At 70.0% G+C, this 13,944-nt stretch carries 14 protein-coding genes; 7 read left to right on the top strand and 7 right to left on the bottom strand.

Translation table 11 applies throughout. The features are described from left to right. Nucleotides 1–88: 88 nt before the first annotated feature. The 5 genes from AN215_RS21280 to AN215_RS21260 form a co-directional block, all read right to left on the bottom strand. Nucleotides 89–1,372: a geranylgeranyl reductase family protein gene (locus AN215_RS21280; protein WP_070008846.1), complete on the bottom strand. Its 1,284-nt coding sequence runs from the start codon at nucleotides 1,370–1,372 to the stop codon at nucleotides 89–91. 136 nt (nucleotides 1,373–1,508) lie between these two features. Beyond that, the gene (locus tag AN215_RS21275) at nucleotides 1,509–2,201 is read right to left on the bottom strand and encodes a demethylmenaquinone methyltransferase (protein ID WP_070008845.1); all 693 of its coding nucleotides are present in this window, start codon (nucleotides 2,199–2,201) and stop codon (nucleotides 1,509–1,511) included. Further along, the gene (locus tag AN215_RS21270) at nucleotides 2,198–3,166 is read right to left on the bottom strand and encodes an alpha/beta hydrolase (RefSeq protein ID WP_070008844.1); all 969 of its coding nucleotides are present in this window, start codon (nucleotides 3,164–3,166) and stop codon (nucleotides 2,198–2,200) included. Before AN215_RS21270 ends, AN215_RS21275 begins: the two co-directional genes overlap by 4 nt. Nucleotides 3,167–3,275: 109 nt before the next feature. Next, the gene (mqnC, locus tag AN215_RS21265) at nucleotides 3,276–4,472 is read right to left on the bottom strand and encodes a cyclic dehypoxanthinyl futalosine synthase (RefSeq protein WP_070008843.1); all 1,197 of its coding nucleotides are present in this window, start codon (nucleotides 4,470–4,472) and stop codon (nucleotides 3,276–3,278) included. Between the two features lie 96 nt (nucleotides 4,473–4,568). Then, nucleotides 4,569–5,441: a menaquinone biosynthetic enzyme MqnA/MqnD family protein gene (locus tag AN215_RS21260; protein ID WP_070008969.1), complete on the bottom strand. Its 873-nt coding sequence runs from the start codon at nucleotides 5,439–5,441 to the stop codon at nucleotides 4,569–4,571. A 287-nt stretch (nucleotides 5,442–5,728) separates the two neighbouring features. On the opposite strand from AN215_RS21260, the gene AN215_RS21255 reads away from it, so the two are divergent. Together AN215_RS21255 and AN215_RS21250 are read left to right on the top strand one after the other, a co-directional pair. Further along, complete coding sequence (locus AN215_RS21255; protein ID WP_028432886.1) at nucleotides 5,729–5,932, top strand: cold-shock protein; 204 nt, start codon at nucleotides 5,729–5,731, stop codon at nucleotides 5,930–5,932. A gap of 301 nt (nucleotides 5,933–6,233) precedes the next feature. Next, nucleotides 6,234–7,109 (top strand): hypothetical protein, encoded by an 876-nt coding sequence (locus AN215_RS21250; protein ID WP_070008842.1) that lies wholly within the window; start codon nucleotides 6,234–6,236, stop codon nucleotides 7,107–7,109. Between the two features lie 208 nt (nucleotides 7,110–7,317). Here AN215_RS21250 and AN215_RS21245 read toward each other — a convergent pair whose 3' ends face one another. Then, nucleotides 7,318–7,824 carry a spore-associated protein A gene (locus AN215_RS21245; protein ID WP_171904253.1) on the bottom strand — a complete coding sequence of 169 codons (507 nt, stop codon included), beginning with the start codon at nucleotides 7,822–7,824 and terminating at the stop codon, nucleotides 7,318–7,320. A 290-nt stretch (nucleotides 7,825–8,114) separates the two neighbouring features. On the opposite strand from AN215_RS21245, the gene AN215_RS21240 reads away from it, so the two are divergent. The 5 genes from AN215_RS21240 (at nucleotide 8,115) to AN215_RS21220 (ending at nucleotide 13,003) form a co-directional block, all read left to right on the top strand. Then, nucleotides 8,115–9,041: a TetR/AcrR family transcriptional regulator gene (locus AN215_RS21240; protein ID WP_070008841.1), complete on the top strand. Its 927-nt coding sequence runs from the start codon at nucleotides 8,115–8,117 to the stop codon at nucleotides 9,039–9,041. Between the two features lie 76 nt (nucleotides 9,042–9,117). Further along, nucleotides 9,118–10,011 carry a beta-keto acid cleavage family enzyme gene (locus AN215_RS21235; RefSeq protein WP_070008840.1) on the top strand — a complete coding sequence of 298 codons (894 nt, stop codon included), beginning with the start codon at nucleotides 9,118–9,120 and terminating at the stop codon, nucleotides 10,009–10,011. Between the two features lie 60 nt (nucleotides 10,012–10,071). Further along, nucleotides 10,072–11,148 carry a 3-hydroxyacyl-CoA dehydrogenase NAD-binding domain-containing protein gene (locus tag AN215_RS21230; RefSeq protein ID WP_079123303.1) on the top strand — a complete coding sequence of 359 codons (1,077 nt, stop codon included), beginning with the start codon at nucleotides 10,072–10,074 and terminating at the stop codon, nucleotides 11,146–11,148. 71 nt (nucleotides 11,149–11,219) lie between these two features. Beyond that, a complete protein-coding gene (locus AN215_RS21225) occupies nucleotides 11,220–11,735 on the top strand; it encodes a thioesterase family protein (RefSeq protein WP_070008967.1) in 516 nt (171 codons plus the stop codon). Between the two features lie 329 nt (nucleotides 11,736–12,064). Then, the gene (locus AN215_RS21220) at nucleotides 12,065–13,003 is read left to right on the top strand and encodes a TauD/TfdA dioxygenase family protein (protein WP_070008839.1); all 939 of its coding nucleotides are present in this window, start codon (nucleotides 12,065–12,067) and stop codon (nucleotides 13,001–13,003) included. A gap of 87 nt (nucleotides 13,004–13,090) precedes the next feature. Here AN215_RS21220 and AN215_RS21215 read toward each other — a convergent pair whose 3' ends face one another. Beyond that, nucleotides 13,091–13,933, bottom strand: a complete 843-nt coding sequence (locus tag AN215_RS21215; RefSeq protein WP_070008838.1) for a MerR family transcriptional regulator — start codon at nucleotides 13,931–13,933, stop codon at nucleotides 13,091–13,093. Nucleotides 13,934–13,944 lie beyond the last annotated feature (11 nt).

The following is a 13,944-nucleotide window of genomic DNA, read 5'->3' as shown; positions in this document are numbered from 1 at the left end:
GGGGCCTTCGCCCGTTCTCGGGCTTCAGCTGTTCGTGGCGGAGCTCCTCGCGCGGCTGGGCGCGCTGCGCGCGTACGCGCCTATGCGCCTATGCGCGCGGAGCGACCTTGCTGAGGCCGTTGATGACCCGGTCCATGGCGTCGCCGCCCGACGGGTCGGTCAAGTTGGCCAGCATCTTCAGCGCGAAGCGCATCAGCAGCGGGTGTGAGAGTCCGCGTTCGGTCGCGACCTTCATCACCTTCGGGTTGCCGATGAGCTTCACGAACGCCCGGCCCAGCGTGTAGTAGCCCCCGTAGGTCTCCTTGAGGATCTTCGGGTAGCGCCGCAGGGCCAGTTCGCGCTGTGCGGGGGTGGTGCGCGCGTGCGCCTGTACGACGGTCTCCGCGGCGACGACGCCCGACTCCATGGCGTACGCGATGCCTTCGCCGTTGAACGGGTTCACCAGGCCGCCCGCGTCGCCGACGAGCAGCAGCCCGCGCGTGTAGTGCGGCTGCCGGTTGAAGGCCATGGGGAGCGCGGCGCCGCGGATGGGGCCCGTCATGTTCTCGGGGGTGTATCCCCACTCCTCGGGCATGGAGGCGGTCCACGCCTTGAGGATCTCCCGCCAGTCCAGGTCCTTGAAGTCCTCCGAGGTGTTGAGGACGCCCAGGCCGACGTTGCTGGTGCCGTCGCCCATGCCGAACACCCAGCCGTAGCCGGGCAGCAGGCGGTCCTGCGCGCCCCGCCGGTCCCACAGCTCCAGCCAGGACTCCAGGTAGTCGTCGTCGTGGCGCGGGGAGGTGAAGTACGTACGGACGGCGACGCCCATCGGGCGGTCCTCGCGCCTGTGCAGGCCCATCTTGAGGGAGAGGCGCGTGGAGTTGCCGTCGGCGGCGACGACGAGCGGAGCGTGGAAGGTGACCGGGGTCTTCTCCTCGCCGAGCTTCGCGTGGACGCCGGTGATGCGGCCCGCGGAGTCCAGGATCGGCTCTCCGACGTTGCACCGCTCGTGCATGCGGGCGCCGGCCTTCTCGGCCTGCCGGGCGAGCTGCTCGTCGAAGTCGTCGCGCTTGCGGACGAGTCCGTAGTCCGGGTAGCTGGCCAGCTCCGGCCAGTCGAGTTCGAGGCGCTGCCCGCCGCCGATGATGCGCAGGCCCTTGTTGCGCAGCCAGCCCGCCTCCTCGGAGATGTCGATGCCCATGGCGACCAGCTGCTTGGCGGCGCGTGGCGTGAGGCCGTCGCCGCACACCTTCTCGCGCGGGAAGGCGGTCTTCTCCAGCAGCAGGACATCGAGGCCGCTGCGGGCCAGGTGGTAGGCGGTCGTGGCCCCGGCGGGGCCGGCACCTACGACGATCACATCGGCGGTCCGCTCGGAGGTGACGGTGTCAGTCACTAGGACTCCCGCAAAGGCTGGGTACTGGGCAGTTGCAGTCTAAGAGGACGGCTGAGCCCGGCGGTCCGGGGGCGGCCGGGGCCAGGAGGATGCGGCGGCTCACGCCGCCCGCGACGGCCGGGAACGGCCGGGACCGCTAGGGCCGTACGCCGCGGTGCAGGGCCACCACGCCGCCCGTCAGGTCCCGCCAGGCCACCTTCGCCCAGCCTGCCTGCTGCAGGTGACGGGCGAGCGCGGGCTGGTCCGGCCAGGCGCGGATGGACTCGGCGAGATAGACGTACGCGTCCGGGCTGGAGGAGACGGCCCTGGCGACCGGCGGCAGCGCCCGCATCAGGTACTCCGTGTAGACCGTGCGGAACGGCGCCCAGGTGGGGTGGCTGAACTCGCAGATGACGACGCGGCCGCCGGGCGCGGTGACGCGGTGCAGCTCCCGCAGGGCGCCGTCCGTGTCATGCACGTTGCGCAGCCCGAACGAGATCGTCACGGCGTCGAACACGCCGTCGCCGAAGGGCAGCCGCGTCGCGTCGCCGGCGGTGAAGGGCATCCACGGGTGGCGCTTCTTGCCCTCCGCCAGCATCCCGAGGCTGAAGTCGCACGGCACCGTGTACGCGCCCGCCGCGGCGAACGGCTGCGAAGAGGTGCCTGTGCCGGCGGCCAGATCGAGGACGCGCTCACCGGGCCGCGCGTCGACGGCCCTTGCGACGGCACACCGCCACAGCCGCGCCTGCCCCAGGGAGAGCACGTCGTTGGTGAGGTCGTACCGCGCGGCGACGTCGTCGAACATCGCGGCGACTTCGTGCGGCTGCTTGTCCAGAGATGCTCGGGTCACCGGCCCATTGTCCCGCCACACCGCGGCGGGCGCGGCGGCGGGGTGGGAAGGCGTCGGGTGATCCGGCCGCGCAGCCAGGAGCCGACGTCGCCGGCCGCCGTCCTGGCGATGGCCGTGGGGTGGCCGGTGAAGCCGTGAAGTGACTCGGGATAGACCCGGACCTCGACGTCGTTGCCGGCCGCCGACAACCGGCCCGCCATCGCGAGGTTGTCCTCCAGCAGCACGTCCTCGCTTCCGACGATCAGCAGCGTCGGGGGAAGCCCGCCGAGGACTCCGTAGACGGGAGAGATGTCGGGAAGGGTGCGGTCTTCCACATGGCCGGCGTACGCCTGGATGAAGTATTCGTCCGCGATGAGCCGGCCGGCCGGGGTGCGTCCGCTCAAGTCGTAGGCGCCGAACTGGAGTGCGGCGCCGGCGAACGGGGCGACGGCGCCTCTGTCTCTCAGCCGCAGCAGGGTCGCCAGGGCGAGGGTGGCTCCGGCGGAGTTCCCGCCGATCGCGAGGCGGGACGTTCCGAAGCGGGCGTCGGCTTCTTCGACGAGCCAGAGCGCCGCGGCCTCACAGTCGTCGGGTGCCGCCGGCCAGGGGTGTTCAGGGGCCAGCCGGTAGTCGACGCTGACGACGGCGAGTTGCAGGGAGTCTGCGAGTTCGCGGTTGCGTCTGTCGCCTCGCGCCGCGGAGTCCATGTAGAAGCCGCCGCCGTGGATGTCCAGGAAGACGCCCCGCGGCGGACCGTCCGCAGGCTTGAAGATCCGTACAGGGACGCGCGTTCCCGCGGCTTCGACCGTCTCTTCGACGGCAGGCGGATCGGCGGCAGCCGGAGCGGACCTCCTCGCTCGTGCCTCCCTCAGCTCCTCCAGGGTGCCGGGGCCACGGCCTGCCGCCCTCGACCTGCGGAAGTCACGGGCTTCGCCGACGTGCTCCGCGGGCACGTAGGCGAACAGTGCGTCCAGCGCCAGTCGCACGCGCTCTCCCGGTCTCTCGGGCCTCGACTTCCGTCGCCGCCGTCGCAGGGGCGTGGCCCGGCCCGGAAACGGATGTGCGGGGCGATTCCGGTGCTACCCCCGCCAGGGGCTACTTCGCCTCGATCAGGTTGAGTTCCGGGTGTGCGCTGCCGCCGGCGATCGCCGTCGACGAGAAGTGCGAGACCACGCGGTCGTCGGCGGGGTCGTCCGCCGGGTCCTCGTGGACGGCCAGGTGCTCGTACGTCGTGCTTCGCTGCGCCGGGACCCGGTCCGCGGAGCGGATCAGGCCGAGCAGCTCCATCCGGTTCGAACGGTGCTTCGCGCCGGCCATGGAGACCACGTTCTCCTCCAGCATCACCGAGCCGAGGTCGTCGGCGCCGTAGTGCAGCGAGAGCTGGCCGACCTCCTTGCCGGTCGTGAGCCAGGAGCCCTGGATGTGCGCCACGTTGTCGAAGAAGAGCCGCGCGACGGCGATCATGCGCAGGTACTCGAAGAGCGTGGCCTGCGTCTGCCCCTTCAGATGGTTGTTCTCCGGCTGGTACGTGTACGGGATGAAGGCGCGGAAGCCTCCCGTACGGTCCTGCACGTCGCGGATCATCCGCAGGTGCTCGATCCGCTCGGCGTTCGTCTCACCCGTACCCATCAGCATCGTCGAGGTGGACTCGACGCCGAGGTTGTGCGCCGTCTCCATGATCTCCAGCCAGCGCTCACCGGACTCCTTGAGCGGGGCGATGGCCTTGCGCGCCCGCGCGGGCAGCAGCTCCGCACCCGCGCCGGCGAACGAGTCGAGGCCCGCGGCGTGGATGCGGCGGATCGCCTCCTCGGGTGTCACCCCGGAGATCTTCGCCATGTGCTCAACCTCGGACGCGCCGAGGGAGTGGATCACCAGCTCCGGGAAGCGCTCCTTGATCGCCGCGAAGTGCTCCTCGTAGTACTCCACGCCGTAGTCCGGGTGGTGGCCGCCCTGGAACATGACCTGGGTGCCGCCGAGTTCGACCGTCTCGGCACAGCGGCGGAGAATGTCGTCGAGGTCACGCGTCCATACGTCCTCGCTCTTCGGCGAGGCGTAGAAGGCGCAGAACTTGCACGCGGTGACGCACGAGTTGGTGTAGTTGATGTTCCGCTCGATGATGTACGTCGCGATGTGCTCCGTGCCCGCGTAGCGCTTGCGCCTGGCGGCGTCGGCGGCCGCGCCGAGCGCGTGCAGCGGCGCGGAGCGGTAGAGGTCGAGCGCTTCCTCGGGGGTGATACGGCCGCCCTCGGCAGCACGGTCGAGAACGGCCTGACGGTCGGCGGTTTCGGGCACCGGGGCGTCCCTCCGGAGGTGGCTGGCGGCATTTCCCTTGCCCGGCCAGCGTACGCCAGCCTTCCCGGGCACCTTCGGCCCGCGCCCCGGCCGGGCTCAGCCCCGCCCGGGCCCGTGCAGCAGGTCGACCCGTACGTCCGCGGGATAGTCGCCGGCGGCGGCGGTGCGGCGTACGAACTCGGCGACGCCCTGCAGCTGCCGGCCGCCGAGCCGGAAGTCGAGTGTGGTGAAGTACCGCTCCAGCACGGGCGGTTCGAAGACCTCCCAGCGCGCCGCGTGCTCGGCCACCTTGGCGACCTCCTCCAGCGCGAGGTCGCGGGAGGAGAGGAAGCCGCGGTGCACCTCCCGGACCGTCTCCGGATGACGTGCCAGGTAGTCGCGGCGTACGGCCCAGACCGCCATGACGAACGGCAGGCCCGTCCACTCCTTCCAGAGCTCTCCCAGGTCGTGGACCTCCAGACCGGGCTCGGGCAGGTTGCGCAGATAAGCGCGCAGCCCGAGGTCGCCGATGACGACGGCGGCGTCGGCCTCGCTCATCATCCGTTCCAGGTCGGGCTCGCACGTGAAGTAGTCGGGCCGTACGCCGAACCGCTCGGAAAGCAGCAGCCGGGCCAGCCGTACCGACGTACGTGAGGTGGATCCGAGCGCGACCTTCGCGCCGTCCAGCCGGTCCAGCGGGACGCGGGAGACGATCTCGCAGGACATGACCGGGCCGTCACAGCCGACCGCGATATCCGGAAGCGCGACGAGCTGATCGGCATTCCTGAGGAATTCGACGAGGGTGACGGGGCCGATATCCAGATCCCCGTTCACCAGCTGGTCGCTCAGCTTTTCCGGCGTGTCCCTCGTGAGCTCCAGATCCAGCAGCGAGCCGGTGTGAACAAGGCCCCAGTAGAGCGGCAGACAGTTGAGGAACTGGATGTGCCCCACACGCGGGCGGGATCTGGCAACCCTCGGAAACTCAGTCACACCCGGGAGCGTACGCCGCACGCCGCGGCGACCTGGCACAGCCCCGGCACGCCGGGTGCGGCCCGGTTCCCGGCGGGCCCGCGGTGGGGGAAACCGAGCAGCGCACGGCCGAGATCGTCGGCCCTTCCGCGGCACGCGGCACCGTGCTAGGCTCGCCGCAAGTTGCAGTTTGGTTTCCTTGCAGTACAGAGCCTGCGGAGCATGTGACCGCGGGCTCTCGTCGTTTTCAGAGACTTCTTAGCGGGGTTCTGGGAGCAGGGCGACCCTTATAGGCCCAAGGAGGGCTTATGGCTACCGGAACCGTCAAGTGGTTCAACGCTGAAAAGGGCTTTGGCTTCATCGCCCAGGACGGCGGCGGTCCCGATGTCTTCGTCCACTACTCCGCGATCAACGCGACTGGCTTCCGCTCCCTGGAGGAGAACCAGCTCGTGAGCTTCGACGTGACCCAGGGTCCGAAGGGGCCGCAGGCGGAGAACGTCACCCCTCAGTGACCTGAGTCGCACCACCCAAGGAGCCCCTGCCGGGATACCGGCGGGGGCTCCTGCCGTTGGCGTACGAGGGGGTCGCCGCCCGAGCGGCCGGTGAAGGCCTGTGCCGCACCCCGGCCGGAGCGCGGCGATTGACCGTAAATCGTCCGGCATATCGGGAAGTTGCCCAGCTCAGGGTCTATACGTGTGTGCTAAAAGTGAATCCGTTGAGGGCGCAAACAGTGGCCGCGGCAGTACCGTCTGTCAGTGCACCGGACAGGACCTGAGGGGACCATCGGGATCGCTCGGAGCACGGGAGCTGCTCATGCTGACCACATGCCCGCACTGCGGCACCAGATCGCCGGCAACGTCCGAAGCCTGCGCGGGCTGCGGCCGCGCCCTGTATCCACTCACGGCGCCTCCGCCGCCGCCGCCTTTCAAACTCCGGACCAGGACCAACTACCTCCGCCTGGGAATCACCCTGGGTGTCGTCGGCCTTCTGGTCGGCGCGGGGACGTCCTCGGGCATCCTGATGAACCAGGACGACTCCCGGGAGGACCGGGCCGACAACAAGGTCTCCCAGTACAAGATGGTCGACACGGGGGCTTCGCCCGATCCGTCGCCGACCACGGCGTCGGCCTCGCCGAAGGCGAAGAAGAAGAAGAAGCCGGCGTCCAAGTCTCCGAGTCCTTCCCCGAGCGAGCCGTCGACGAGCGAGCCGGCCGAGCCCGAGCCGACCGGGAAGCCGTCCCCCGCACTGCCCGCCGGCTTCCGCACGGTGGTGGACGACAGGGGCTTCTCGCTCGCCGTGATGAAGGGCTGGCAGCGCACGGAGCTCACCCCGAACCAGATCCGCTTCATTCCGCCGACCGGTGACGAGTATCTGCACGTCAGCGAGGTGCCGGACGCGCCCCAGTCCTCCTTCATCAACTTCCTGGAGCTGGAGCAGGGGATGCAGGAGTCCGGGAACGGCTACTCGCGGATCCGCCTGGAGCACAACACCTTCCAGGGGCACGCCGGGGCGCGATGGGAGTTCACGTACACGCCGGAGTCGGGCGAGCAGATGCGCGTCGTGGAACAGGCCTACATCAATGACGACGGCACCGAGTACGCCATCTACTTCGAGGCACGGGACCGGCTCTGGGACTCCCAGAAGGACCACATCTTCAGCACGGCGCTCAACACCTGGAAGCAGCCGTAGAAGAGTCGCAGGAGAAGTCGCAGGAGGAACAGCTCCGGGACGGGTGAGGGCACGACAGCCGGCCGAAGGGAGCAGGTGCAAGTCCCTCACGGTCGGGGGTGGTTGACCGTTCCCCCTGGTCAACCACCCCCGACGTCCAGAACTCACCGTGCGGGCGTCCCTCACCCGTGCGCGGGCGCCCGGCCGGGGTCGCACGGCGGCCGGGAGGCTACTTCAGCACGCCGCAGTTCGAGCCGCTGTTGAAGTACTCCTCTTCGCCGATGACGCCGCTCCACTCGATGCAGTGGCCCGCGCCCTCGTCCACGTGGACAGGACCCGCGTACGAGGTGAACTCGCCCTCCTCGACGACCGGTTCGGTCTCCTCGTCGTCGAGCAGCACGCGGACGGAGGCGGACATGTGGACCGGGTCGCCCGTCTCGTTGCGGACGGTGACGACGCAGTTCTTGCCGGTGCGGGCGTTGTAGGTCAGAAAGACGGTGCCCAGGTCGGCGATGCCGGCGGAGTTCACCACCGAATATCCCGCGCCGCAGGCACCGTTGTAGGCGGCCTTCGGCGCGGCGCCCGCGGCACCGGTGGCGGTGGTGGCAGCGGCCGTGGTGGCACTCGTGGAGCCGTTGGCCGTCGTCGCCGCCGAGGCGGTGCCGGCGGTCGCGACGAGGCCCGCGCCGGTGACGAACACGGCGGCGGCAGCCAGAGCGGCACTCTTGGAACGCATAACTGTTCCCCCAGTCATGGTCATGGGTCTTGCTCGGTCGATGGTCGGTCGAACGAGGATCAGCGGCGTCCGCCGATCCACCAGAGGAGACCTGCGAACCCTTGCGGGGGTTGTACACCGATTTCCCCGCGGGCTGACGGGACGTCAGTGAAACGCCTCATCACCGGTGGCGCGTTGTGGCACCGACTGATGCGCCAGTCAGTATCGCAACACGATCAACATCTGCCTTTTCTCTCAGATAACGGTCGCCTGTGTTGCGTTTTCCTCAACGCGCTCGTACGGTGACCGGCATGCAGCAGGAGCCCGGGAGCCGCGTCGCCGACTCGGCAGGCGACGTCTCCGTACGTGTGCGGCAGGTGATCGGCGAAGCCGGTTGCAGCCAGCGGGAGTTCGCGCGGCGGATCGTCATGGACCCCTCGAAGCTCTCCCGTTCGCTGGGCGGCAGCCGCCGCTTCACCGTGGCCGAGCTGGCGCGCATCGCCGACGCTGGCAGAGTCGACGCCGCGTGGCTGCTCGGCTCGGGCTCGGGCCACGGAAGGAGCGCGGGCGCAAGAGCCGGTGCGGGTGGGCACGAGGGGTTCCCGGCGCACGACGGGCCTTCTGCGCACGCCGTGCCGGTGGCGTCCGAGGGCGGCCGGCCGCTTCAGATCGTCCGCGAGACAGTGCGTCTCATCGCCGAACACGGCTTCCACGCCGTACGGGTCTCCGACATCGCCGAAGCCTGCGAGACCAGCACGGCCGCCATCCACTACCACTTCCCGGGCCGTGCCGAACTGCTCGAAGCCGCGGTCCGCTGGTGCATGGACGAGGACACGGCGCGGCGGGCGGCACGTATCGCCGAGGCGGACGACGCCGCGGACGAACTGGGTCAGCTGATCGAACTCCAGATCCCGCTCAGCGCCCAGCAGCGCCGGCAGTGGCGGGTCTGGCTCGACCTGTGGGCGGAGGCGGCGCGCTCCACCGCCGTCGGACAACTTCACGTCGACTACTACCGGCAGTGGCGCACGACCGTGGCCGACGTGATCCGGCGCGGAGTCGAGCAGGGCGTCTTCCGCAAGGTGGACCCGGAGTTCGCCGCCCTGCATCTCACCGCCCTCATCGACGGCCTCGCCGCACAGGTGCTCGCCACGGCACCTGACGGCAAGAGCGCCGAGACCATGCGGGACGCGCTTGTCTCCCATGTGGCTACGGAGCTCTCCACGGAGCGCGCGCCCTGATCCCCGTTCCCTGAACCCTTCCCCCAACCCCTGTCCCGTCACGTCACGTCACGTCCGTACGAGCGGAGGAAGACCCATGCCCATGAACAGCTCCGTCATCATCACGTGCGCCCTCACCGGCGCCGGTGACACCGTCGGCCGCAGCCCCCACGTCCCGGTCACGCCCGAGCAGATCGCCCGTTCCGCAGTCGAGGCCGCCGCCGCGGGGGCCGCCGTGGTGCACATCCACGTACGCGACCCGGAGACCGGTGCGCCGGCCCGCGACCCACGGCTCTACCGGGAGGTCGTCGAGCGGATCAAGGAGACCGGCACCGACGTCGTGATCAACCTGACGGCGGGCATGGGCGGCGATCTCGTCATCGATCCGGAGAACCCGCTGACCCACCTGCCCGGCACCGACCTGGTCGGGGGTGTCGAACGGCTGCCGCATGTCGAGGACCTGCTCCCCGACATCTGCACCCTCGACTGCGGCTCACTCAACTTCGGCGAGGGCAGCAACCTCTACGTCTCCACGCCGGACATGCTGCGTTCCGGCGCCAAGCGGATCCAGGAGCTGGGCGTACGGCCGGAGTTGGAGATCTTCGACACCGGGCAGCTGTGGTTCGCCAAGCAGCTGCTGGACGAGGGCCTCCTGGACGACCCGACCGTCTTCCAGCTGTGCATGGGCATCCCGTGGGGCGCCCCGGCCGAGCCGGGCGTGCTGAAGGCGATGGTGGACTTCCTGCCCGACGGCGCCCAGTGGGCGAGCTTCGCGCTCGGGCGGATGCAGATGCCTTGGGTCGCCCAGTCGATCCTGCTGGGCGGCAACGTGCGGGTCGGCCTGGAGGACAACCTCTACCTCAGCAAGGGAGTCAAGGCGACCAACGCCCAGCTCGTCGAGCGCGCGGTGCAGATCACCGAGCTGCTCGGCGCACAGGTCGCCACGCCCGACCAGGCCCGGACGCGTCTCGGGCTGAAGCCCCGCGCCTGAGCGGCGGACGGACACCCGGCTCACGCCCGTACGACCAGCAACCGTGAGGACACCGAAAGCATGACCGCCACGCCCTCCCCCGGAGCCTCTGCCGGAGCCTCTCCCGGGGAATCCCCCGGCCCCTCCCCCGCACCGCCCTGCCCGCCCGGGGACGTACGCCGCGTCGCCTGCGTCGGAGCCGGGGTGATCGGCGGCGGCTGGGTGGCCCACTTCCTCGCCCGCGGCTACGACGTCACCGCCTGGGACCCCGCGCCCGACGCCGGGGAGAAGCTGCGCCGGCTCGTCTCGGCGGCCTGGCCGGCGCTGGAGCAGCTCGGCCTCGCCGAGGGCGCCTCCACGGCCCGGCTCTCCGTGGTCCCGCGCCTCCAGGAGGCCGTCGCGGACGCGCAGTTCGTACAGGAGAGCGCGCCCGAGAAGCTTGAACTCAAGCGCTCGCTGCTGGCGGAGCTGGACGCGGCCACGCCACCCGGCGTCGTGATCGCCTCCTCCACCTCCGGCTACCCGATGTCGGACATGCAGGGGGACGCCTCGGACCCCGGGCGGCTGCTCGTCGGCCACCCCTTCAATCCGCCGTATCTCATTCCGCTCGTCGAGGTCGTCGGCGGCCAGGCGACCGACCCGGGCGCGGTCGAGTGGGCCTCGCGCTTCTACGAGGCGGCGGGGAAGTCCGTCATCACCATGGACCGCGAGCTGCCCGGCTTCATCGCCAACCGCCTCCAGGAAGCGCTGTGGCGCGAGGCGCTGCACATGGTCGCCAACGGCGAGGCGACCGTGCGCGACATCGACGACTCGATCACCGAAGGTCCCGGGCTGCGCTGGGCGTTCATGGGGCCCTGCCTCACCTTCGCGCTCGCGGGCGGCGAAGGCGGCATGGCGCACATGCTGGACCACTTCGGGCCCTCGCTGAAGTCGCCCTGGACGAGGCTGGAGGCGCCGGAGCTGGACACGTCGCTGCGTGATGCCATGGTCGAGGGCTGCGACGAGGCAGCCGGGGGCCGCTCCATCGCGCAGCTCGTGGCCGAACGGGACCAGGGCGTCATCGACGTGCTCCGGGCGACGGGCCGCCTGCCGCAAGGCGTCAGGGGGCACAAGGACCATGGAGACGGAAGCGTCACCGTCGAGGGAGAGAGAACGTGAGCACCGAGCAGGACGCGCAGGGCGGGCACCCCCAACAGGGCGGACCCGACGGGCAGGGCGGGCAGAACGGCCTGATCCCGGACCACACGGCGACCGTGCGCCCCGAGTGGATCGACTACAACGGCCATATGAACGAGGCGTTCTACGTGCTCGTCTTCGGGCACGCCACGGACGCCATGATGATCGAGACCGGCATGGGACAGCAGTACCGCGAGCAGAGCGGGTGCTCCCTCTACACGGCCGAAGCGCATGTCCGCTATCTCCGCGAGGTCTCGGAGGGCGCCGAACTCACCGTCCGTACCCGGATCCTGGGCGTCGACGCCAAGAAGGTACGGCTCGTGCTGGAGATGCGGGCGGCGGGCAAGAAGGACCCCGTGGCCACCTCCGAGCTGCTCATGATCCACGTCGACCAGGGGCAGGGACGTGCCGCGCCCTTCCCCGATCCGGTGCGTGAGCGATTCGCCTCCCTGACGGAGAACGCACCGGAGTGGGCGGGCGGCTCGATCGGCCCGGTGCCCAAGCCGCAGGGCCAGGGCCAGGCCCGGTCCAAGGATCGACCCAAGTCCTCGTCCGGAGCGGAGTCCTGAGCACGGCCGGACGCCCAAGAGCTGTCACGCTCCCGCAGCCGGCTCGCCTCGCCCCGTCTCATGTGGCCGTCCGCATCACGGTCACACGTTGACGTTTCCGAAGCCGCCCGCACAGAATGCGGTCATGATCCAGCACACCCGCACCGCCGCCCGTGGACGCTTCTGCGTGCCGTGGCGGCGTGGGTGTGAGCGGTCCGGTCGATAGCGCGCCACTTCGCGCACGTACGCACGAACTCGCAAGCGCACGAGCACGCAAGCGCACGCACGAGCGCACAAGCTCGCGAGCGCACGCATCGTCCCCTTCCGACCGCCGACTTCGAAGGATCATCATGACCGTCACCCCCGCCTCCGCCACCCCTGCCCTGCGCGACGCCCGCGTACCCGCCGACGGCATGTACGAGGGCCGTCGCACCCTGCGGCGTCTGCCGGAGGGCACCCCCCGACTCCCGTACGAGCGTTTCGAGATCGTGCCGCAGGGCCGCGTCATCGGCGCCGAGATCCGCGGTCTCGACCTGTCGCAGCCGCTCTCCCCCGTACTGCGCGACGAGCTGAACAGGGCGCTGCTGGAGTGGAAGGTGCTCTTCTTCCGCGGCCAGGGCCTCAACTCCCAGCAGCAGCGCGACTTCGCCGCCAACTGGGGGAAGCTGGAGACCAACCCGCTGCTGGAGCGCGGCTCCTCGGCCGAGGTCGTGCGCTTCGAGAAGGGCGGCAGCGCAATACCGACGTTCGAGAACGTCTGGCACGCGGACGTCACCTTCCGCGAGCGGCCCGCGCTCGGCGCCGTGCTCCAGCTCCACGAGGTCCCGCCCGTCGGCGGCGACACCATGTGGGCGGACATGGCCGCCGCGTACGACAACCTCCCCGACACGGTGAAGGCACGCGTCGACGGTGCGACGGCCGTGCACGACTTCATCCCCGGCTTCGCACGCTTCTACGGCCCGGAGAAGCTGATCCCGCTGCAGGAGGAGTTCCCGCCCGTCGAACACCCCGTGGTGCGCAGGCATCCCGAGACGGGCCGCCGGATGCTCTTCGTCAACACGTCCTTCACCACGCACATCGTGGGCATGGACCGCGACGAGAGCGACCGCCTGCTGAGCTACCTGGTCCGGCAGGCGCACGTGCCGGAGTACCAGGTGCGCTTCCGCTGGCAGCCCGGTGACATCGCCTTCTGGGACAACCGCGCCACGCAGCACTACGCGATCGACGACTACGCCCCGCACCGCCGGGTCGCCGAACGCGTCGCGATCGCCGGCGACCGGCCCTTCTGACGGGTCGGCCCCGGCCGCTCAGCACGGAGCGGCGTTCGGTACCGGCTGTCGTCCCCCCGGGACGAGCGGGGCCCGCGGCTCGTCAGATCACCCGGTGATGTCGGTCTCGTCGAACTCCAGGATCGCCAGGGTGGTTTCGACGCCGTCGTCGTGCAGCAGCTGGCGTATGCGGCTGATGTCGGGGACGGCGTCGTCCAGGGGATGTGTGATCAGGCGCGACAGCGCGGTGCCGAACTTGGCGCCCGAGCTCTTGCCCGGTATGAACACCGACAGTTCGTCCCGGGCCTCGAAGGTCTGCACCTCGACATCGCCGGACAGCGCCGCGATCGCCTTCTCGTCCGCGGTGACGGGAACCTTCACCAGCCAGTGCGGCCCCTCCATGGTGAGGGTCTGCGCCTTCTGTTCCGGGGTCTCGATGGCCCAGGTTCGCCAGGGAGTTCCCGAAACGACCGCTCCGCACGACTCCACGGTCCTGATCACGTCCTTCACGGTGGAGGCGACGCGGGCATCGGCCCCCACCCAGTCGTACTGGTCCTCCCCTGCCGACTGTGCGGGCACGATCTTCGACACCACGGTCATCTCGGGCAGATGCCGCAGGCGAGCCTCCGGCCACGACCCGAGGAACTCCCGCGCGTCGCTGATCGCCTCGTCCTGAGCCAGCCGCCGGCGCCGGACCTCCGCAGTGTGCTCCTCGAGGAGGGCGGGTGCCGTTTCCCGCTCGTCGAGCGCACGCCGGACGAGCTTGACGCTCATCCCCGTGTCGCGCAGAACCGTGACCAGCATGGCCTGTTCGATCTGGTCGAACCCATAAGAGCGGTAGCCGGTCTGCTCGTTGACATCGGCCGGGACGAGCAAACCCTCGGAGTGGTAGAACCGCAGCGTCTGCGGCGGCAGATTGCACAATTCACTGAATTCGCTTATGGACAACATGGCGCCATGTT

It is taken from the genome of Streptomyces abyssalis, assembly GCF_001751365.1.
Classification (GTDB): domain Bacteria; phylum Actinomycetota; class Actinomycetes; order Streptomycetales; family Streptomycetaceae; genus Streptomyces; species Streptomyces abyssalis.
The sequence above is the reverse complement of the archived record's forward strand: the minus strand, read 5'-3'. Positions and strand labels throughout refer to the sequence as shown.